Origin of the sequence: Microbacterium sp. LMI12-1-1.1, assembly GCF_040676455.1 — a bacterium.
GTDB lineage: Bacteria > Actinomycetota > Actinomycetes > Actinomycetales > Microbacteriaceae > Microbacterium.
Genome location: NZ_JBEGIA010000001.1, coordinates 1,520,054 through 1,540,209 on the forward strand (window position 1 = coordinate 1,520,054; position 20,156 = coordinate 1,540,209).

At 71.4% G+C, this 20,156-nt stretch carries 17 protein-coding genes; 7 read left to right on the forward strand and 10 right to left on the reverse strand.

The genetic code is table 11. The features are described 5' to 3' along the window. The first annotated feature begins 85 nt into the window (after positions 1-85). The 7 genes from urtB to MRBLMI12_RS07135 all read left to right on the forward strand — a co-directional run bounded on the left by urtB (position 86) and on the right by MRBLMI12_RS07135 (position 6,537). Positions 86-970 carry an urea ABC transporter permease subunit UrtB gene (gene urtB / locus MRBLMI12_RS07105; RefSeq protein WP_363355143.1) on the forward strand — a complete coding sequence of 295 codons (885 nt, stop codon included), beginning with the start codon at positions 86-88 and terminating at the stop codon, positions 968-970. Beyond that, the gene (gene urtC, locus MRBLMI12_RS07110; RefSeq protein WP_363355145.1) at positions 967-2,082 is read left to right on the forward strand and encodes an urea ABC transporter permease subunit UrtC; all 1,116 of its coding nucleotides are present in this window, start codon (positions 967-969) and stop codon (positions 2,080-2,082) included. Before urtB ends, urtC begins: the two co-directional genes overlap by 4 nt. Continuing rightward, the gene (gene urtD, locus MRBLMI12_RS07115; protein WP_349425389.1) at positions 2,079-2,891 is read left to right on the forward strand and encodes an urea ABC transporter ATP-binding protein UrtD; all 813 of its coding nucleotides are present in this window, start codon (positions 2,079-2,081) and stop codon (positions 2,889-2,891) included. Before urtC ends, urtD begins: the two co-directional genes overlap by 4 nt. A 1-nt stretch (position 2,892) precedes the next feature. Then, a complete protein-coding gene (locus MRBLMI12_RS07120) occupies positions 2,893-3,576 on the forward strand; it encodes an ATP-binding cassette domain-containing protein (protein WP_363355147.1) in 684 nt (227 codons plus the stop codon). A gap of 74 nt (positions 3,577-3,650) precedes the next feature. After that, positions 3,651-5,354 (forward strand): purine-cytosine permease family protein, encoded by a 1,704-nt coding sequence (locus tag MRBLMI12_RS07125; RefSeq protein ID WP_363355149.1) that lies wholly within the window; start codon positions 3,651-3,653, stop codon positions 5,352-5,354. A 2-nt stretch (positions 5,355-5,356) separates the two neighbouring features. After that, positions 5,357-5,947, forward strand: a complete 591-nt coding sequence (locus tag MRBLMI12_RS07130; RefSeq protein WP_363355151.1) for a TetR/AcrR family transcriptional regulator — start codon at positions 5,357-5,359, stop codon at positions 5,945-5,947. Between the two features lie 2 nt (positions 5,948-5,949). Next, on the forward strand, positions 5,950-6,537 hold the full coding sequence (locus MRBLMI12_RS07135; RefSeq protein WP_363355153.1) for a TetR/AcrR family transcriptional regulator: 588 nt from the start codon (positions 5,950-5,952) through the stop codon (positions 6,535-6,537). A 48-nt stretch (positions 6,538-6,585) separates the two neighbouring features. Here the strand turns inward: MRBLMI12_RS07135 and MRBLMI12_RS07140 are convergent, their stop codons facing one another. The 10 genes from MRBLMI12_RS07140 to MRBLMI12_RS07185 all read right to left on the reverse strand — a co-directional run bounded on the left by MRBLMI12_RS07140 (position 6,586) and on the right by MRBLMI12_RS07185 (position 20,151). After that, positions 6,586-7,764: a thiolase family protein gene (locus tag MRBLMI12_RS07140; protein WP_363355155.1), complete on the reverse strand. Its 1,179-nt coding sequence runs from the start codon at positions 7,762-7,764 to the stop codon at positions 6,586-6,588. A gap of 60 nt (positions 7,765-7,824) precedes the next feature. Then, positions 7,825-8,277, reverse strand: coding sequence for a hotdog fold thioesterase (locus MRBLMI12_RS07145; protein WP_363355157.1), 453 nt, complete (start codon positions 8,275-8,277; stop codon positions 7,825-7,827). A 4-nt stretch (positions 8,278-8,281) separates the two neighbouring features. Next, positions 8,282-9,472, reverse strand: a complete 1,191-nt coding sequence (locus tag MRBLMI12_RS07150) for a bifunctional 2-methylcitrate synthase/citrate synthase (RefSeq protein WP_363355159.1) — start codon at positions 9,470-9,472, stop codon at positions 8,282-8,284. A gap of 84 nt (positions 9,473-9,556) precedes the next feature. Beyond that, a complete protein-coding gene (gene prpB, locus MRBLMI12_RS07155; RefSeq protein WP_363355161.1) occupies positions 9,557-10,465 on the reverse strand; it encodes a methylisocitrate lyase in 909 nt (302 codons plus the stop codon). After that, on the reverse strand, positions 10,465-11,991 hold the full coding sequence (locus tag MRBLMI12_RS07160) for an MmgE/PrpD family protein (protein ID WP_363355163.1): 1,527 nt from the start codon (positions 11,989-11,991) through the stop codon (positions 10,465-10,467). Before MRBLMI12_RS07160 ends, prpB begins: the two co-directional genes overlap by 1 nt. A 10-nt stretch (positions 11,992-12,001) precedes the next feature. Next, positions 12,002-12,697 (reverse strand): GntR family transcriptional regulator, encoded by a 696-nt coding sequence (locus MRBLMI12_RS07165; protein WP_363355756.1) that lies wholly within the window; start codon positions 12,695-12,697, stop codon positions 12,002-12,004. A gap of 113 nt (positions 12,698-12,810) precedes the next feature. Next, positions 12,811-13,650, reverse strand: coding sequence for an ABC transporter ATP-binding protein (locus MRBLMI12_RS07170; RefSeq protein WP_363355165.1), 840 nt, complete (start codon positions 13,648-13,650; stop codon positions 12,811-12,813). Further along, complete coding sequence (locus MRBLMI12_RS07175; RefSeq protein WP_363355167.1) at positions 13,647-14,666, reverse strand: ABC transporter ATP-binding protein; 1,020 nt, start codon at positions 14,664-14,666, stop codon at positions 13,647-13,649. Before MRBLMI12_RS07175 ends, MRBLMI12_RS07170 begins: the two co-directional genes overlap by 4 nt. Next, positions 14,663-17,434, reverse strand: coding sequence for an ABC transporter permease (locus MRBLMI12_RS07180; RefSeq protein WP_363355169.1), 2,772 nt, complete (start codon positions 17,432-17,434; stop codon positions 14,663-14,665). The genes MRBLMI12_RS07175 and MRBLMI12_RS07180 overlap by 4 nt, the downstream gene beginning before the upstream one ends. Further along, complete coding sequence (locus MRBLMI12_RS07185) at positions 17,431-20,151, reverse strand: FtsX-like permease family protein (protein ID WP_363355171.1); 2,721 nt, start codon at positions 20,149-20,151, stop codon at positions 17,431-17,433. The genes MRBLMI12_RS07180 and MRBLMI12_RS07185 overlap by 4 nt, the downstream gene beginning before the upstream one ends. Between the last annotated feature and the right edge of the window lie 5 nt (positions 20,152-20,156).

Genomic DNA, 20,156 nt, shown 5'->3' on the forward strand with positions numbered 1-20,156 from the left:
GGATGCGGGGTCCCGTGTCCCCCGGACGCGGGACCCCGCACCATCACCACCGAAGAACTCCCGACCGCACAGAGAGCGAAAGCACGTGGATGCACTCTTACCGCCCCTGCTGAACGGCACCGCGCTGGGTGCGCTGCTGCTGCTGGCCGCGCTCGGGCTCACCCTCACCTTCGGCCAGATGGGGGTGATCAACATGGCGCACGGCGAGTTCATCATGGCCGGCGCGTTCATCGCCTACATGACCCAGCTGGTCGTCACCTCGAGCAACATCTCGATCCTGCTGGCCCTGCCGCTCGCCTTCGTCGGCGCGGGCCTGCTCGGCCTTCTTCTCGAGATCGGCATCATCCAATGGATGTACCGACGGCCGCTGGACACCCTCCTGGTCACGGTCGGGGTGGCTTTGATCCTGCAGCAGCTCGCGTTGCAGATCTTCCCGGCACAGGGCGTGCCCGTGGAGGCGCCCGGGTGGCTCGACGGGCAGATCGACGTCTTCGGCTACGCGTGGCCCCTTCGCCAGGTGTTCACCATCGTGCTGGCCGCCCTGTGCCTGGTCGCACTGGCGGCGTGGCTCAAGTACTCGTCCTTCGGACGCCGGATCAGAGCGACGGTCCAGAACCGCGACCTCGCCGAGACCAGCGGCATCCGCACCCGCAACATCGACCGCATCACGTTCTTCGTGGGTTCGGGCCTGGCCGGTGTCGCCGGAGTCGCGGCATCCCTGATCGGCGGCACGAACTCTCAGATGGGCACGCAGTACATCATTCCCGCCTTCCTCGTGGTGGTCGCCGGCGGCGTCGGCCAGATCAAGGGCACCGTGATCGCCGCGTGGGCCTTCGGCATCGCGCTGTCGTTCTTCGCCGACTGGACGACCGGAAGCATGGCCCAAGTGCTGGCCTTCGTGCTCCTCGTCGTGTTCCTGCAGTTCCGTCCACAGGGCCTGTTCACGGTCCGCACCCGGGGGTTGACATGACGAGAATCAGACCGTGGCTTCCGCTCATCGGCATCGCGGTGTTCGCCGTGCTGCTCCTGGTCGTCGCGCCGGCAGTGCTGTCGATGCACTGGCTCAACAACCTCGGCAAGTACTGCTGCTGGGCGATCGCCGCGGTGGGGATCGGGCTGGCCTGGGGTCGTGGAGGAATGCTGGTCCTCGGCCAGGGGGTCTTCTTCGGGCTCGGTGCGTACGCCATGGCGATGCACCTCACACTCGAGAGCACGGCACCCGGCAGCCTTCCCGTCTTCATGATCCTGTACGACCCGTCGGCGTCCCTTCCCGCCTTCTGGGAGCCGTTCCGCAGTGACGCGTTCACGCTGGCGGCCATCGTGCTGCTGCCGGTGATCGTGGCCGGGGTGCTCGGCTACGCCCTGTTCAAGCGCAGAATCAAAGGCGCGTACTTCGCGATCCTCTCCCAGGCGCTCGCCGTGGCGCTCGCGGTCCTGATCAGTTCGACGATCCGCGAGACCGGCGGCGACACCGGGCTCAGCGACTTCAAGTACTTCTTCGGGTTCGTCCTGAACGACGACGCGAACAAGGTGATGGTCTTCATGATCGCCGCCTCGCTGCTCATCCTGTGCCTGCTCGCGGTGTGGCAGCTCAATCGCAGCCGCTTCGGCGAGCTGCTGATCGCCACGCGCGATGCCGAAGAGCGCGTGCGGTTCCTCGGCTACGACCCCGCCAACATCAAGCTGGTCGCCTACGTGGTCGCCGCGGTGATGGCCAGCATCGCGGGAGCACTGTTCGTCCCCATCGTGGGCATCATCACCCCGGCCGAGATCGGCGCCTCCGCCTCGATCCTGATGATCGCCGGCGTGGCGCTGGGAGGCCGCGCCTCGCTCTTCGGCCCGGCTCTCGGGGCGATGGCGATCGGATGGGGCCAGTCGAGTCTCGGTTCCAACTGGCCCGACGGGTGGATCTACATCCTGGGCCTGGTCTTCATCCTGGTGACGCTCTTCCTCCCGATGGGGCTGTCCTCGCTGTTCGGGAAGGCGAAGGGTCTGGTGTGGCGCCCGCGCGAAACACCCCCCGCTGCGCTCGCCGATCCCGCTCCCGTGCTCGAGCCCGTCGGTGAAGAGGTGACGAAGTGACCGCCGCCGAGGGTTCGCTCGTCGTCACCGACCTGCGGGTCGAGTTCGACGGATTCGTCGCCGTCGGCGGCGTCTCCTTCGACGCCCACCCGGGCGAAGTCCGCTTCCTCATCGGTCCGAACGGTGCCGGCAAGACCACGTGCATCGACGCCATCACCGGCCTCTCCAAGGGCACGGGATCCGTCACGCTCGCGGGCCAGGAGCTCCTGGGCAGGTCGACCCAGAAGATCGTGCGGCTCGGCGTGGGCCGCACCTTCCAGACCGCGAGCGTGTTCGAGCAGCTCTCCGTGCTGCAGAACCTCGACATCGCGGCGGGGCTGCACCGCTCTTCGCTCTCGCTGCTGCGAGCCCGCCGCGGCGTCGACCCGGCGATCGAGTCGGCGCTGGAGGAGACCGGCCTCAGCGATGAGCGCGAGACTCCCGCCGGCATCCTGTCCCACGGCCAGAAGCAGTGGCTCGAGATCGGCATGATGCTCGTTCAGGAGCCCCGCGCGCTGCTGCTGGACGAGCCCGTCGCCGGAATGAGCCAGGACGAGCGGACCGCCACGGGAGAGCTGCTGCAGCGAATCGCCCAGCGCCGCATCGTCCTCGTCGTCGAACACGACATGGACTTCATGCGCCGCTACGCGTCGCGCGTCACGGTGCTGCATCAGGGAAAGGTCCTCTCGGAGGGGGCCGTCGCCCAGGTGCAGGCCGACCCCAGGGTGCAGGAGGTCTACCTCGGCACCGCCGGGGCCGCGACCACCGCCGCCATGTTCGTGGTGCCCGACGGGACGACGGATGCCGCAATGCAGGAAGAGGGAGCCTGACGTGCTCGAGCTGAACGAAATCCAGGCAGGGTACGGCCCGACGCTCGTGCTGCACGGCGTGACGCTGCCCGCCGCCAAGGTGGTCGCCGTGCTCGGCCACAACGGCGCCGGCAAGTCGACTCTGCTGCGCGTGGCGATCGGACTCATCAAGCCGCGCAGCGGTCGGGTGATCTTCGACGGAGACGACGTCACGTCACTGCCGCCCAACAAGCGCGTCGCACGGGGCATGGCGTATGTGCCGCAGGGCCAGCAGTCGTTCCCGCAGCTCACCACGATGGAGAACCTGCAGCTCATCGCCGACGGTCGCAAGCGCGGCAAGGCGCTCATCGAGCAGCAGCTGTCACGGTTCCCCGCCCTGGAGAAGTTCGCGAGCCGCAAGGCCGGGCTGCTCTCCGGCGGTCAGCGCCAGCAGCTCTCGATCGCCCGGGCGCTCATCACCGAGCCGAAGATGCTCATCCTCGACGAGCCGACGGAGGGGATCCAGCCCACGATCGTCGCCGAGATCGAGCACACGGTGATGCAGCTTGCGAGCGAGGGACTCTCCGTCCTGCTCGTCGAGCAGCACATCGGCTTCGCACTGGAGGCGGCGGACAAGTACCTCGTGCTCGCGAGCGGCTTCGTCTCGAGCGTGGGCGAAGGCGGAGCGTCCGCGGCCGAAGGCGTGCGGGCGGCAATGGCGATCTAGCGCTGTCTCTTCGCAATGCGGCTGTAACACGCGGGGCGCAGAATGAGCCTGACGCGAGCCGCAGGGGGTCCGACGTGGGCAGGGCAGACAACGCGCGGGCAGCCGCCGAGGACAGCCTCGAAGACTACGCCTTCCGCTACGTCCCCCGTTCGTTCCGGCGCTGGAGCGCGGGTTCCATCGGGGTCACCGCCCTCGGCTCGATCGCCTTCCTCGCCGACTTCTCCATCGGGGCCAGCGGCGGGATCGAGCACGGCACCAACAACGCCGTCCTCGGCATCCTGTTCGCATCGATCACGATCTTCATCGTCGGTCTGCCCATCGCCTACTATGCCGCTCGCTACAACCTCGATCTGGACCTGATCGCGCGCGGATCGGGGTTCGGCTACTACGGCTCGTCGATCACGACCGTCATCTTCGCGGTGTTCACGTGCATCTTCTTCGCCCTCGAGGGGGCGATCATGGCACAGGGACTCCACATCGCGATCGGCATCCCGCTCCCGATCGGCTACCTCGTCTCCACGGTGGTGGTGATCCCGATCGTGATCTACGGAATGCGCGCACTCGAGCGACTGCAGTTCTGGACCACGCCGCTGTGGCTCGCGCTCGCCCTGCTGCCGCTGCTCTGGGTGATCGTGACCGATCCCGATGCGGTGAGCGCGTTCGTCGCGTTCCCGGGCGAGTCCGATGGGACTGTCAGCTTCCAGGCGATCGTCGCCACTGCAGCCCTCTGCTTCGCTCTGACGCCGCAGCTCGCCGAGCAGATCGACGTCATCCGGGCGATGCCCCCGCGCACGCGCCTGAATCGGCGGGTGTGGTGGGCTTCGCTGTTGTTCGCGGGACCCGGCTGGGTGCTCTTCAGCGGCATCAAGCAGGTCATCGGCGTGTTCCTCGCGGTCTACCTCATCACGCGTGTCGATCCGGAGCTCGGTCAGAGGGCCGCCGAGCCGGTCCGCCAGTTCATCGCGCTCTACGAATCGATCATGCCGGAGTGGCTGGCGATCGGGCTGGCGCTCGTTCTCGTCGTCGTCGCGCAGGTGAAGATCAACGTCACGAACGCGTACTCCGGGTCGCTGGCGTGGTCCAACGTGTACACCCGCCTCACCAAGACGTACCCCGGCAGATCCGTCTTCATCTTCTTCAACCTCGCCATCGCGCTCGCGCTGATGTGGATGGACGTCTTCAGCCTCATCAGCTTCGTGCTCAGCCTCTACGCCAATGTCGTGATGGCGTGGCTGGTCACGATCGCCGCCGACATCGCGATCAACAAGCACGTCCTCCGCATCTCGCCGTTGTTCCCCGAGTTCCGCCGCGGGATGCTGCGCGATTGGAACCCGGTCGGCCTCGTGTCGGTGAGTCTGGCGTCGCTGCTGTCGCTCGCGGCATTCGCTGGTGTGTTCGGGGAGGATCTGCGGCCCCTCTCGGTGCTGATCGCGATCGGCGTGGCGGTGATCACGACCCCGCTCATGGCGCTGCTGACGCGCGGCAGGTACTACCTGCGACGCCAGACCGATGGCATCGCGTCACCGATCCTCGATGTCGACGGCAACCCGTCCGGTGAGCGGCTGCGCTGCCACGTCACCGGCTATACGTTCGAGCGGCCGGATATGCTGGCATCGGCGGAGCGCGGGGCATTCGGCGAGACCCAGTACGTGTCGTCGCTCGCACTCACGCTGGACGACTCGGATCGCTATGTCCTGCCCGCCGAGCCGGCGTCATCGCAGGACAGCTCGCCTGGGCGGACCGCCGAGCAGGCCAGACGGCAGAAGGAACGAGGCTGACGATGGCGGAGGGCGTCGACACTCCGACAGCGATCCTCGCCAACGCCGCCGCGGCTCTGCGCGAGCACCCGTTCGACGACATCTCGTACCGCACGCTCGGCGACGCGGTCGGCGTGTCGGAGCGGACGGTCTACCGTCACTTCCCGACGAGATCGCACCTGCTGGAGGGTGTCGCGGGGTGGATCGAGTCCACCGAGTTCCCGCTTCCGCCTTTCGTCACGATCGCTCAGTTCCGGGCCGCCTCGCGCGCCAGGTTCCACGCTTTCGATTCGTCACCGGCGTTCGCTTTCGTGTGTGCGCGGGCGGCGACGATCTCGCCGACCGGCGAGGCGGAGCCGACCTTCCTCACCAGAGCCCTGGTGGCGATGCTCGCCACGAATCACCCTTCTCTGAACGAGCGGGATCTGCAGCGCGTCGCAGCGGCACTGCGCTATTTCGCGTCGCCCCAGTTCTGGGCCCGCATGCGCACGGGCTTCGACATGAGCGCGCCGGAGATCGCGGACGTCTTCGACCGCACGTGCGCCGAGGTCCTGGGCGACCTGCTGATCCCGAGAGAGACCGAAGTGGGCGCGGCGCGACGGGGAGGCGGATGACCGTGCCGGCGACCTCCGACATCGATGCGCAGGCAGCGCACGAGGTGAGCCGCACCCAAGAGGCGATCCTCGCCGCCTACGCCGAGCTGATCGAGGAGCTCGGCACCGACGACGTGTCATTCCGGCTGATCGCCCGCCGAGCGGGCGTCGGCGAGCGAACCGTCTTCCGCAACTACGCGACACGGGTCGATCTGCTGCTCGCGACGGCGGCATGGATCGAGAGCAGGATCTTTCCCCGGCAGGACTCCGCGAGCATCTTCGACATGCCACTCGCGATCCGGGCGGCGATGGAGTCGTACGATCACCGCCCGGAACTGGCCCATGTGGTGGCTGAGACGACGATGCGAGGGATCAGCGGCGCGGCGCCCAGCCCCACGCGGGCGAGACTCGAGCAGATGGTCGATGCCGAGATCCCCTCTCTCGAAGACGCCGAACGCACCGCGATCGTCGCGGGCCTGGCGCACCTCGACTCGGCTGCGACGTGGGTCACCTTCCGACGGGAATTCGGAATGAGCCGTCGCGACATCGCCGACGCCGCCGCTTGGGCGGCGGAGGCGGTGCTGGATCCGGTTCGATCACGCGTCGGCTGAGAGCGGATCTGGGGCCCGCGTCGATCGCGCAGCCCGACCGCTCCCCCGCTACAGGCGCTCGATCACCGTGGCGTTGGCCATGCCGCCGCCCTCGCACATCGTCTGCAGGCCGTAGCGGCCACCGGTGGCCTCGAGGTACGACACGAGAGTGCCGAGCAGGCGGGTGCCCGATGCCCCGACCGCGTGGCCGAGGGCGATCGCGCCGCCCCACGGGTTGAGCTTCGCAGGGTCGGCATCGACCTCGCGCAGCCACGCGAGCGGCACCGACGTGAACGCCTCGTTCACCTCGTACGCGTCGAGGTCGTCGATCCCGAGGCCGCTGCGCTCGAGGATGCGCTTCGTCGCCGGAATCGGTCCGGTCAGCATCATCATGGGGTCGTCGCCGACCACCGCGAACGAGTGGAAGCGCGCCCGCGGCGCCAGGCCGAGCTCGGCCGCCTTCTCCTCGCTCATGATGAGCGCCGCGGATGCCGCATCCGTGAGCGGCGACGAATTGCCCGCCGTGATGCGCCAGTCGAGGTCGGGGAACCGCGCAGCGAGCGCATCGGTGCGGAAGGCGGACCTCAGCCCCGCCAGCGACTCCGCGGTCGTGCCCGCGCGCACGGTCTCGTCGAACGCCACCGCGTCGGCGGCGCCGCCGAGCACCGGGATCACCTGCGAATCGAACGCACCTCGGGTCCAGGCATCCGCTGCCCGCCGATGCGATTCTGCCGAGAACGCGTCGAGCTCTTCCCGGCCGAAGCCCCACCGCTGGGCGATGAGCTCCGCCGACACGCCCTGGTTCACGAGGCCTTCGGGATAGCGGTGCGCGACGCCCTGCGAGACGGTCCCGCCGTGGGCCGACGAGCCCAGCGGCACGCGGCTCATCGACTCGACGCCCGCGGCGATCACGATGTCGTACGCGCCGGCGATCACGCCCTGCGCCGCGAAGTGCGCGGCCTGCTGGCTCGACCCGCACTGGCGGTCGATCGTCACAGCCGGCACCGTCTCGTCGAAGCCGGCGGCGAGCACGGCCTGCCGCGCGATGTTGAGGGACTGGTCGCCGATCTGGCTGACGCATCCCATCAGCACGTCGTCGACCTGCCGCGACTCCAGCCCGCTGCGCTCGAGCAGCGCCGTGAGCACCCCGGCGACGAGGTCGACCGGATGCACTGCGCTCAGCGCGCCCCCGGGCTTGCCGCGCCCCGACGGGGTGCGGACGACGTCGACGATGACGGCCTGTGGCATGGAGACCTCCTGTTCAAGAGCCTAAGACGGCCCCGGATGCCGCGGGCCGCGGCATCCGGATCATCGACGCGTCTCGGGCGTCGCGTAGGTGCTGCGCTGCTCGATGACGGCGAGCGTGCACCGCGAGATGCACACGAGCTTGCCGGCGTCGTCGACGATGCGGATCTCCCACACGTGCACGCGGCGGCCGATGTTCACCGGCGTCACGGTCGCCGTCACCCAGCCCGACGAGATCGGGCGGATGTGGTTGGCGTTGATCTCCTGCCCGACGACGTGGAACCGCTCGCGATCCACCGCGAGGTAGCCCGCCCACGACGCCAGCGTCTCGGCGAGCGCGACCGATGCCCCGCCGTGCAGCACGCCCGCCGGCTGGACGGTGCGATGGTCCACCGGCATCCGTCCGACCAGTGCGTCGTCGCGGATCTCGACGATCTCGATGCCGAGGGTCTCGATGAGCGTCCCTGCCGCCATCGCCCCGAGATCGACGGCGTCGGCGCCGTGCCAGAGGCTCATCGGCTCACCCCGCCGCTTCCTCTTCGCGCTGGGCGGCGGCGAGGGTCGCGGCATCCGGCACATAGCCCTCGATGTGGCGCTCGTCGGGGCCGTTGTACTCCGACAGCGGGCGGATGAGCGCGTTCGAGGCGAGCTGCTCCATGATGTGCGCGGTCCAGCCGGTGACGCGCGCCGCGACGAAGAGCGGGGTGAAGGTGAGCGTGTCGAAGCCCATGAGGCTGTACGCCGGACCCGACGGGTAGTCGAGGTTCGGGTAGATCCCCTTGCGTGCGACGAACTCCGACTCGAGCGTGTCGTAGAGCGCAGCGACGTCGGGCCGGTCGTAGTGCTCGACGAGTGAGTCGAGCGCGGCCTTCATCGTCGGCACGCGCGAGTCCCCGCGCTTGTAGACGCGGTGGCCGAAGCCCATGATCTTGCGCTTCTCGGCGAGCGCCTCGTCGAGCCACGGTCCGACGTTCTCGGCGGTGCCGATCTCGTCGAAGATGTGCAGCACGGCCTCGTTGGCCCCGCCGTGCAGGGGTCCCTTGAGGGCGCCGATGGCCCCGACGACCGCCGAGTAGAGGTCGCTGAGCGTCGAGGCGATGACGCGGCCGGTGAACGTCGAGGCGTTGAAGGAGTGCTCGGCGTACAGGATCATCGAGCGATTGAAGGCATCGACGACGACCGGGTCGGACTCCTCGCCGAACGTCATCCAGAGGAAGTTGGCGGCGTAGTCGAGGTCGTCGCGCGGTGCGATCGGCTGCTGGCCGCGCCGGCGGCGCTGGCCGTAGGCGATGATCGCGGGGAGCACGGCGAACAGGCGGACGCTGCGCGCCAGGTTCTCCTCGGCGCTGCCGCTCACGTCGAGCACCGAGCCGGTGCCGGCGAGATCGCGGGCGCCGATGAGGCTCACGGCCGTGCGCACCTCGTCCATCGGGTGCGCGTCGATCGGCACCAGGTCGATCGCGGCACGCACATCAGCCGGGAGGTGACGGTAGGCCCGCTCGGTCGCGCGCAGCTGCGCCAGCTGCACGTCGGTGGGCAGGTCGCCGTGCCACAGCAGGTAGGCGACGGCCTCGAACGACTGCGTGGCCGCGAGCTCCTGCACCGGGTAGCCGCGGTACAGCAGCGAGTTCGTGTCGGGGTTGACCTTCGAGACCGCCGTGTAGTCGACGACGACGCCGGCGAGCCCCTTCTTGATGTCGGGTTCGGTCATGCTCTGCTCCTTTGCTCAGCCATCGGCCGTTGAGCGAGTCCGCGCGAGTCGAAACGCGTTTCGTCTCGTCGCTGCGCTCCTCGCTCAACGACCCGAGGTGTCGATCTGGAAGTTGAAGACGTCCTGGTCGAAGTGGTTGTACTGCTCGTAGTCGATGAGGTCGTAGAGATCGGCCCGGTGCTGCATCTCACCCAGCTTCGCGGTGAGGTGTCCGTCTTCGATGAGCGTATCGAGTGCACGGGATGCCGCGCCCATCGCGATGCGCAGGAGCGAGACCGGCCAGATGACGATGTTCACCCCGACGTCCCGCAGCCGGTCGACCGAGAACAGGTCGGACTTCCCGAACTCCGTCATGTTGGCGAGGATCGGCACGTCGACCGCGGCCCGGATCGCGGCGAACTCGTCGAGGGATCTCATGGCCTCGGGGAAGATCGCGTCGGCTCCGGCATCCACCAGCGCCTTCGCGCGGTCGATGGCGGCATCCATCCCCTCCACCGCGCGGATGTCGGTGCGCGCCATGATCAGGAAGTTCGGGTCGCGCCGGGCATCGGCGGCCGCCCGGATGCGCTTGATCGCGGTGTCCTCGTCGACGACGGCCTTGCCGTCGAGGTGACCGCAGCGCTTCGGGTTGATCTGGTCCTCGATGTGCGTGCCGGCGATGCCGGCGTCCTCGAGGGTCTGGATCGTGCGTGCCACGTTCATCGGCTCGCCGAACCCGGTGTCGGCGTCGATGATGGCCGGCAGGTCGGTCATCCGCGCGATCTGCTGGCCGCGGGCGGCCACCTCGGTGAGTGTCGTCAGGCCGATGTCGGGCAGGCCGAGGTCCGCGCTGAGCACCGCCCCCGAGATGTACACGCCCTCGAACCCCTTGCGCTCGATGAGCCGGGCGCTGAGCGGGTTGAACGCGCCCGGGAAGCGCAGCAGCTCGCCGCTCGCGAGCCGCTCGCGGAACAGCCTGCGCTTCTCGTGCGCCGGCACGGCGGAGTACAGCATCAGAACAGGCCCTTCGGTGCCGGTGCACCCGCGAGGACGCCGAAGTCGGCGACGATGGTGAGCTGCTGCACCTCGGCGGCGGTCAGCTCGGGCAGGCGCTGGGCGAGATCGAGGAAGCGCTCGATCTCGTCGGCCGCGAGCACCGGCTCAGCCAGCAGCCGGAACTTGCGCACGTAGTCCTCGCGGGCGAACGGCCGGGCGCCGAGCGGGTGGGCGTCGGCGACGGCGATCTCGTCCTCGATCGTCTCGCCGTTCGTCAGGCGGATCTCGACGCGGCCGCCGAACGCCTTCTCGTTCGGGTCCTCGGAGTGGTAGCGGCGCGTCCAATCGGGGTCCTCGGCCGTGGTGATCTTGTGCCAGAGGTCGACGGTGTCGGCGCGGCCCGCACGCTCGGGCGTGTACGAGTCGACGTGGTGCCAGCCGCCGTCCTGCAGCGCGACCGCGAAGATGTACGGGATCGAGTGATCGAGCGTCTCGCGCGACGCCGTCGGGTCGTACTTCTGCGGGTCGTTCGCGCCCGAGCCGATCACGTAGTGCGTGTGGTGCGAGGTGTGCAGCACGATCCCCTCGACGTTCGCCGGGTCCAGCAGCTCCTCGTGCTCGCCGTGGAGCTTGCGGGCGAGGTCGATCCAGGCCTGCGCCTGGTACTCGGCCGAGTGCTCCTTCGTGTAGGAGTCGAGGATGCCGCGCTTGGGCTCGCCCGCACCGGGGAGCGGGACCTCGTAGGTGGCGTCGGGGCCGTCGAGCAGCCACGCGATGACGCCGTCCTCGCCCTCGTAGATGGGGCTCGGCGACGTCTCGCCGCGCATCGCGCGGTCGACGGCCTCGATCGCCATCTTGCCGGCGAACGCGGGTGCGTGCGCCTTCCACGTCGAGATCTCGCCCTTGCGCGACTGCCGCGTCGCGGTGGTGGTGTGCAGGGCCTGGCCGACCGCCTGGTAGATGGTCTCGACGTCGAGGCCGAGGAGCGTCCCGATGCCGGCCGCGGCCGACGGGCCGAGGTGGGCGACGTGGTCGATCTTGTGCTTGTGCAGGCTGATCGCGCGCACCAGGTCGATCTGGATCTCGTAGCCGGTCGCGAGTCCGCGCACGAGCGCGGCGCCGTCGGCACCCACGTGCTGCGCCACGGCCACGATCGGCGGGATGTTGTCGCCCGGGTGCGAGTACTCCGCTGCGAGGAACGTGTCGTGGTAGTCCAGCTCGCGCACGGCGACGCCGTTCGCCCACGCCGCCCATTCGGGGCTGGTCTTGCGGTCGAGCGCGCACCCGAACACGGTGGCTCCGCTGCCGCCGACCGACACGGCGTGGTCGAGGGCCTGCTGGCGGGCGGCGCTGACCGGCGCACGGGTGAGGGATGCCGCGGCCACCGCCGCGTTGTCGATGACGCGGTTGATGATCATGTCGACCACGTCCTCGTCGACCGCCACCGGGTCGGCGGCGACTTCGGCGATGTGCCAGGCGAGCTGCCCTTCGCGGACGAGGTTCTCGTCGCTGCGGTGGACACGGAGGTGGTGGATGACGGTCATGACCGGCCTTTCAGATCGAACGAGGAGTCGAGGAGTTCGTGAGCGCTGCGGCGCGGAGCGACTCGAGGATGCTGTGGAGGGCGTTGTGCAGGTGCACGTGCGTCGCGTGGGCCGCGAGATCCGCGTCGCGCGCCGCGATCGCGGCGGCGATCAGGCGGTGCTCGGCGACGGACGCCGCGAGCCGCGCGGGGTTGTCGCGTGCCAGGCGCCGCACGCGGACGAGGTGCGTGCGCACCGTGCGCAGTGCTGCGGTGAGGTAGTCGTTGGCCACGGCGGCGTCCAACGCGAGGTCGAAGCGCTCGATGAGCGCGTAATAGGCGTCGGTGCCGTCCGCGCGGGGCGAGGCGGTGCCCGGTGCCTCGTCGCCCGCGAGGTCGACCTGTGCGAAGTCGCGCGCGAGATCGGCGAATGCGGCGGCGTCGCCGCGCTCGGCGGCCAGGCGCGCGGCGGATTCCTCGAGGGCCCGCCGCACCTCGAAGATCTCACGGATGTCGCCGGCGTCGATCGCGGTCACGACGGTCACCCGCGGGGACTGCTGCGCGACGAGCCCGTCTGCCGCGAGGCGGCCGAGCGCTTCGCGCAGCGGGGTGCGGCTGACGCCGAGGCGGGCCGCCTGCTCCACCTCACCGAGGACGGCGCCGGGGCGCAGGATGCCGGACTGGATCTCGTCGAGGAGAGTCGCGTATGCGCGGTCACTGGCGCGCATGCGCATCACTTCGTCGTTCGACATCCGGCCAGTGTATACATTGTTCCCGTCTGGCGCCACTGTGGGTGGATCGGGAGCGCTTTAGGTATACATTTACCGCTGCGCCGGCAGCGTCAGGCGCCCGAACCCTCCCGGTCGCGGCGCGCCTCGGCCCGGGTGCGCGGAACGCCGGCCGACGCGGCAGCGGGCGGCGCAGGCCGGGCTGCGGCATCCGCTCCCCCGCGGTCGCCGCCGTCGACACCGACCCGGACACCGGAGCCGGCGATCCGGCCGTCGTGCACCTCGATGACCCGGTCGGCGCGCGCGACGAGCAGGGGGTCGTGCGTCGAGACGATCGCCGCGAGGCCCTGGCGGTGGGCGAGCTCACCGAGAAGGTCCATGATCGTCGCGGCGGTGCGCGAGTCGAGCTGCCCGGTCGGCTCATCGGCGATCAGCACGCGCGGGCGCGCCACGATCGCCCGCGCGATGCCGACGCGCTGCTGCTGGCCGCCCGACAGCTCGGCCGGCCGCTGTTCGGCATGCGCGGCGAGCCCGACCATCGCGAGGGCGTCGGCGACGCGCTCGTCGCGTTCGGCGGGGTCGGTGCGGGCGATCCGCAGGGGCAGCTCCACGTTCTCGCGGGCTGACAGCACCGGGATGAGCCCGAAGGACTGGAACACGAAACCCAGGGCATCCCGCCGCAGCGCGGCGAGCTCGTCCTCGGGCAGATCGGTGGTGTCGACGTCGCCGATCCACACCCGCCCCGTCGTCGGGCGGTCGAGCGCGCCGAGGAGGTTCAGCAGCGTCGTCTTGCCCGCCCCCGATGCACCGCGGACGGCGAGGAGCTCGCCGGTCTTGAGCTCGATGTCGATGCCGTCCACTGCGTGCACGTCGCCCGCCGCGGACGGGAACACCCGCACGAGGCGCTCCCCCCGCAGTGCCACGCGGGCGTCGTGAGCCTGGTCGATGGTCATCGCTCCTCCTCCGTCGGGCGGTCGGGTGTCGCCGGCGCATCCGTCACGACGCCGTCGTGCGAGGTCCCGCCGGCGACCACCGGCGCGGGATCGGCCGACGCCTCGCGGCGGTGCCCGGGCCACACCCCGACATGGTCCGGTTCGAGGGCGAGGCGCACCCGCTGGCGGAGGTCCAGCGTCGTGACGAAGTCGTCCGGCAGCTGGAGGCGGCCGACCTTGTCGAGGACGGCGTACTCTTCGGCGACGTGGTGTTCGGCGCCGTCCTCGTCGGTGCGGGTCGAGCGCAGCACCTCGGTCGCCGTGCGCCCGTCGCGGATCTGCACCGTCCGCGCGACGTGCTCCGACACGGCGGGGTCGTGCGTCACGATCAGCGTCGTGATCCCGATCTCGCGATTGACGACCCGCATCGCCTCGAGCACGTGGGCACTCGTCTCGTCGTCCAGCTCCCCCGTCGGCTCATCGGCCAGCAGCACGCGGGGCTCGTTGGCGATACCCACAGCGATCGCGACGCGCTGCTGCTCGCCGCCCGACATCTCCGCCGGACGGCGGTCGGCGCAATGGGAGACCTCGAGCAGGTCGAGCAGCGCGCCCACCCGTTCGGCGCGGGCCGCACCCCTGACGGATCCCGTGATCGCGAGGACCGCGGCGACGTTCTCGGCCGCGGTCAGGTAGGGCAGCAGATTGCGCGAGGTCTGCTGCCAGACGAATCCGACGCACTCCCGCCGGAAGCGCACGCGCTCGCGCCGCGAGAGGGTCAAGAGGTCGCGGTCGGCGACCCGCGCGACCCCGGCCGTGGGGGTGTCGAGTCCCGAGAGGATCGACAGCAGGGTCGATTTGCCCGAGCCCGAGGCACCCACGACGGCCACGAGCTCGCCCCGCTCGACGACGAGGCTCAGCCCTTGGAGCGCCTGCACCTCGACGGCCTCGGTGGTGAAGATGCGCACGAGATCGGCGCACACGATGTCGGGCTCGACGGTGTGCGCCACCGCGGGCGCGTGGGTGACGGTGGTGGTCATGTCTCCTCCACGGTACGCAGGACGGCGGCGACGCGGGCGCGTCGGGTGATGGCGAGTGCGGCGCCCGTGACGAGCAGTGTCACGACGGCGAATCCGCCGAGGGTCGACAGCAGAACGAGGGGGTCGACCGCGTACGACGGCGGGTCGACGCCCCGGGTGAACGGCCGCAGGTCGACCACGGATGCCAGCAGCACCGGCATCAGCATCCCGAGGATGCCGCCCACGATCAGCGCGGCGATCCCCGCGGGCGCGAGCTCCCACGCCACGAGGCCGCGGGCCGCGCGCGGCGGCGCACCGAGCGTCTGCAGGAGGGCGAGGATCCGGCGTCGCGGGCGCGTCCCCAGCACGAGCGTCACCACCACCGCCACGGCGCTCAGCACCGCGCACACCAGCACGCCGGCGACGAGCGCACCGCGCAGCCCGGCGAAGGCCGGATCCGCGTACACCGCATCGAGGGCATCGGCGGATGTCGCGACGCGCACCCCTGCACCGAACGTCTCCCGCAGCTCTGCGGCGACCGCGGCGGGGTCGGCACCGGGTGCCACGCGGACGAGGAGCCGGACCGGGATGGGTGCGTCGTCCGAGATCTGCTCGGCGTACGCGACGTCGGCGAGCACCCACGACGACGAGGAGGAGGTGAAGGGGACCGCCTCGCGGACGGCACCGGCGAACGCGGCGTCGGCCTTGACGATGTGCACCGGCAGCTCGGCCGCATCGATGCGGTCTGCCACCTCCTCGGAGAAGAGCAGCCGCGGCACGCCCGAGCCGTCGCCGAGCGAGACGTCGGCGGGCACGATCCGCGGGAAGTCGCTCTGAACCTCGTCGAGTCGCTCCCGGTCGACGAGGTAGAGGGAGACGCGCGACAGCCGCTCTTCCACCTTCAGCTGGGCGGAGCGCAGCAGGTCGACGCGCGCGACGGCCGCGACGCCGTCCACCGCCTCGGCGGTCGCGACCGCCTCCGCGTCGAAGCGGCTCGCCGACAGCTGGATGTCCGCACCCGCCGTGGCTCGGGCGGCGTGCACCGCCCCCGTCTGCACCATCGAGAGTACGACCGCACTCGCGACGGCGAAGGACACACCGACGATGAGGGCGAGCACGGGCGCCACGCCGGTCGCGGGGTCGCGGAGCGCGCGGGCGGCGCCCAGGACGCCGAGGAATCCTTCGCGGGATCGCTCGCGCGCGAGCACGGATCGCAGTGCCACCGGGTACAGCCGGAGCGTGAGGACGCAGGCCACCAGCGCGAGCAGCAACGGCGCCGCCACGGCGAGCGGGTCCACCGTCGCGGTGGCGTCGGTGCCGCGCAGCACGAGCAGTGCGGTGGCGAGGACGGCGAGCGCCACGACCCCGGCCTCGACCACCGGGCGCCGGCGGGATCGCCGGGCCGGCGCATCCGCCCGCTCGCGTCCGCGCGACAGCGTGGCGGTCGCGACGCCGACGGCGGCGGGCACGAGCGCGAGGATGGCCGGGACCAGCAGGAGAGCGGATGCCGGTGCCGCGCCGGGAAGCGTGGCGACGGCGAGTGCGAGCCCGAGCGCCGCACCCGCGGCCGCCGGAACGAGCCCGGCGATGAGCCCCTCGAGACCGAGAACGCCGCGCAGCTGCCCGGGCGCAGCGCCGCGCGCGGCGAGGAGGTCGAGCGAGGAGCGGCGATGCTCGTGCATCAGCCGGCAGGCGAGCACCAGCACGGCGAGCGCAACGCCGATCGGCCCGGCGACGAGCATGGCCAGCGCGGAGACCAGAGCCCGGTTCTGCGCGATGGTGGCTTCGAGCGTGGGGACGACTCCAGCCTGGAAGCTCATCGGCACTCCGGCGCCGCCGAACCCGGGAGCGCGGTGCGGTGTCGCGAGGAAGCCGCGGAGGTCGGCCAGCAGCTGCGGTGCGGCGGCCGCGGTCACCTTCTCCGGGTCCAGCGGGTACCAGGCTTCGGTGATGGCGCCGGCGTTGAGGAGCGCGAAGTCGCCGAAGGTCTCGGGCGCCGCGAACGCGGCGGTCCGCACGTAGGGGACACCGTCGGGGTCGAACGCGATCGACGGTTCGAGCACACCGACCTCTCGCGCCCAGTGGGGGTCGCTCGCGTCCACGGCCTCGAAGGTGCCGACGAGCGTGAGCGGCACGGGCAGCACCCACCCGGACTCATCGCCCGAGATGCGCGTCTCGCCGATCTTCCAGTCGACCTCGTCGGCGGACGCCGCCGACAGCACGATCTCGCTCGCCGGAAGGGGCTCGGCGCCGTCGACCGGTCGAAAATTCTCGTCCATGCGCGCATCCAGCGCGACGTTCCACTCCTGCTCGGTCACGGTCGCCTGGGGGAGCCGCCCCTCCGTCACCGTGATGCGCGAGGCGAAGCGAGGGTCGAAGTCCACGTTCGTCGCCGACGCGTAGCGTGCCGGCTCGCCAAGACGGGCGTAGTAGTCGGCGTCGCCGTGCACGGCCCTGACCGAGGCGGGCGCCTGGGTGAGGATGTCACGCAGACCCGAGTCCCACGTACCCCAGGTGTCGTGGTACTCCTCGGGAAGCGACCCGGTCGGTGCGGCTCCCGCCCCCGGGACCGGGATCGTGGCGATCGACGTGCTCAGGTCGCGCACGGGGCCGCTCAGGGACGATACGAGGTAACGCGTCGACGCGTCGAGCATCGACCCGACGGCGAGCGGGGCGAACACGGCAAGCCCTGCAAGCACGGCGACCACGGCGGCCACGGTCGCCGTGGCACCCAGCCCCGCGACCAGGTGCACGCGGAGCAGGCGCCGGGTCCGAAGTCCGCCGGTCACGGGGCCGCCTCCTCGATGCGGGTGGACGAGCCCTGCCGTCGCACGGCGAGCCACGACCCCAGCACAGCGACCGCGAGCGCGACGCCGACGACGGCGAGCGCGATCACGACCGGCCACGGCGAGAACGACAGCGTCGGCGGCAGCTGCACATCCGGGACCGCGCGCTCCGCCATCCGCGGTACGAGGAGGGCGGCGAGGCTCGCACCGCCCGCTGCCCCGAGCACGACGCCGAGCACCACCACCACGACGACCTCGATGCCGCGCATGCGCGCCTGCGCGGTGGGCGGGACCCCGAGAGCCCGCAGCACCAGCACCTCGCCGGCGCGCTGCGCCGTCAGGGCCGCCAGCAGCGCGACCAGTGCGACACCGGCGAGCAGTGCGCCGCCGACGGCTGCGGCGTCCCACAGTGTCACGACCTCGCCGGCGACCGCGGAGGCGGGTGAGCCGACCGTCGCGACGGGCGCGTCGAGCGCACCGCTCAGCGCCGCGGCGGCGGACTCGTCGCCCGCCGCCCAGACCTCGTTCGCCAGCGGGGGCGTGACGACCTCGGCGTCCGCCGAGCCGTCCGGCACCGAGGTCGCGGAAGCCGCGTCGATCGCCGCGTCGAGCGAGACCAGCACGCCTGCGCCGGCGCCTGCCCCGGGCAGCGCGGCGACGATCGATGCGACGGTCGCCGCGATCGTGCGGCCGCCCCCGTCGATGCGCACGTCGACGTCGTCGCCCACTCCGAGGCCGAGCCCTTCGGCGAAGACGTCCGTCACGACGGCCGGAATGCGCGGAGGCGTCTCACCGCCGGCCGTCCAGACCATCGCGGATCGCACCGCCGTACCGCCGGGCGCGGCGGAGTGAAGCCGGGTGTGCGGCACCGGTGTCACCAGCTCGCTCTCGTCGTCGCCGGTCGACAGCATCCGCATGCCGGTGACCAGCAGCTCGGCGCCCGGCCATCCGCGTCCCTGGCCGACCTCGAGGGCGACGATCCGCCACGGTGCCTCGCCCCTAGGCAGCTCCGCGGCCGCGGTGAGGGCGAAGGCGCCGTCGGCCTCGTCGACGCTCACATCGAGCGGCACGGTCACCGGCACGCCGGCGGCGTCGTCCAGCCAGACCCGCACCTGCATCGCCTCCGCCGCTGCGGGCTCGGAGGTCGACACGCGCGCTTCGAAGCGCAGGCCGGTCGCGTCGTCGGGCATCTCGACGGCCAGCCGCGGCGCGGCGATCTCGGCGGCCAGCGTCACGGGATCCATCACGCCGGGCACCTCGAAGAGCACATCAGGCATGCTGTCCGGCGGCAGTGCGACCAGGGTCCCGGCGACACCGCCGGCGACCACAGCCGCACTCAGCGCAGGGGCGACGGCGGTCACCCCCGAGGTGTCGCCCGCGGTCGCGACGGCCCCGGGAGACACCGGATCGACGGCGGCTCGCAGCGCAGCCCCCGCAGTGACCTGCTGCGAGTCGGCCGATGCGGCGCTCCACGTCGCACCGTAGGCGCCTGCCAGCACCGCCCCGGCGCTGACGATGGAGACGAGGGCGACCGCCACCGAGAACGACCTCAGCCGGCGCGCGACCTGGCGCGCGGGATAGGAGGGCGTCGCACCGGCACCCCGCGCCGCCGCCTGCGCGACCAGGGCTGACAGCGGCGCGAACAGGATGACCGCGAGGACGGCGACGGCGGCGATGCCCACGGTGGGGGCGAGCACCGTGACGGCGACCGACCACGGAGCGCGGGCGCCCGCCGCGATCTGCGACGCCTGCAAGACGAGCACGACGCCGACGAGCACGAGCAGCACGGCGACACCGGGCGATGCCGCGCGTGCGATCCGGCCGGCGACCGAGTCCGCGCCGGCAGCGGTCTTCGCCCCCCGCAGCTGAGAGACGAGAAGCGTCGCTCCGAGAACGACCACCGCGAGGACGACGAGCGGCCAGGTGCGCGTCAGCGCGCCGATCCCGGCGGCACCCCAGGCCGTCGCGACGGCCGCGACGGCACCCGCGACCCCGGCCACGGTCCCCGCCGTCACGATCACGGCCGCCTCGATGCCGGCGAGGGCGGTGTCCTGACCGGCCGACAGGCCGCGCGCGACGAGGACGCGCGTCTCGCGGCCACGCGCGGCACCGAGCAGGCGCGCCAGCTGCAGCACCGCGAACCACGCGAGCACCGCGAGGATGACGATCGGCACGGGGGTGATCGCGGCGGCGGCGATCGCCCCGACGGCGACACCGTCCACCGCGTCGGCGAGCCCACCCGAGACGACGATGCCGCCCTCGGCCGCGTCCGATTCGCGGATCGCCTCCGGCACCCGGGCCAATCCGCGCGCGAGCCGCTCCACGCCGTCGGCGTCCAGCGCCGCCGGCGTCGGCGTGAGGCGCCAGGCGACGCGCTCGAAGTCCGAGCCCGGCTCACCGACGCGCACCGTCTCGATCCGCACGTCGTCCTCGAGGAGGTCCGCGATCACCGCGCGCCCGGCGTCGTCCTGGGCGGCGGCGTCCGTCCCCGGTCGCGTGTGCACCTGCAGCCAGCCCTCGGCCGTCCCGGGGTCGGGGATCGCGGCGCGGATCGACGCAGCGGATGCCATGGCGGCCGCGGCCGGCAGCGCGCACAGCAGGCCGATCGCCACGGCGATCGCGGCGGCGATGCTCGCGGCCAGCCCCACCCGGGAGCGCAGCCGCGCCCGCACCAGGCGTCCCGCAGAAACCGCGGGGCGGCGGAGGGGAGTCGTCGTCATTCGCG

Excerpts from the sequence above, each read along its gene's own strand:
- urtC (WP_363355145.1), top strand. The coding sequence starts at position 967 with ATGACGAGAATCAGACCGTGGCTTCCGCTCATCGGCATCGCGGTGTTC.
- MRBLMI12_RS07130 (WP_363355151.1), top strand. The coding sequence starts at position 5,357 with ATGGCGGAGGGCGTCGACACTCCGACAGCGATCCTCGCCAACGCCGCC.
- MRBLMI12_RS07140 (WP_363355155.1), bottom strand. The coding sequence starts at position 7,764 with ATGCCACAGGCCGTCATCGTCGACGTCGTCCGCACCCCGTCGGGGCGC.
- MRBLMI12_RS07145 (WP_363355157.1), bottom strand. The coding sequence starts at position 8,277 with ATGAGCCTCTGGCACGGCGCCGACGCCGTCGATCTCGGGGCGATGGCG.
- MRBLMI12_RS07150 (WP_363355159.1), bottom strand. The coding sequence starts at position 9,472 with ATGACCGAACCCGACATCAAGAAGGGGCTCGCCGGCGTCGTCGTCGAC.
- prpB (WP_363355161.1), bottom strand. The coding sequence starts at position 10,465 with ATGCTGTACTCCGCCGTGCCGGCGCACGAGAAGCGCAGGCTGTTCCGC.
- MRBLMI12_RS07160 (WP_363355163.1), bottom strand. The coding sequence starts at position 11,991 with ATGACCGTCATCCACCACCTCCGTGTCCACCGCAGCGACGAGAACCTC.
- MRBLMI12_RS07165 (WP_363355756.1), bottom strand. The coding sequence starts at position 12,697 with ATGCGCGCCAGTGACCGCGCATACGCGACTCTCCTCGACGAGATCCAG.
- MRBLMI12_RS07170 (WP_363355165.1), bottom strand. The coding sequence starts at position 13,650 with ATGACCATCGACCAGGCTCACGACGCCCGCGTGGCACTGCGGGGGGAG.
- MRBLMI12_RS07175 (WP_363355167.1), bottom strand. The coding sequence starts at position 14,666 with ATGACCACCACCGTCACCCACGCGCCCGCGGTGGCGCACACCGTCGAG.
- MRBLMI12_RS07185 (WP_363355171.1), bottom strand. The coding sequence starts at position 20,151 with ATGACGACGACTCCCCTCCGCCGCCCCGCGGTTTCTGCGGGACGCCTG.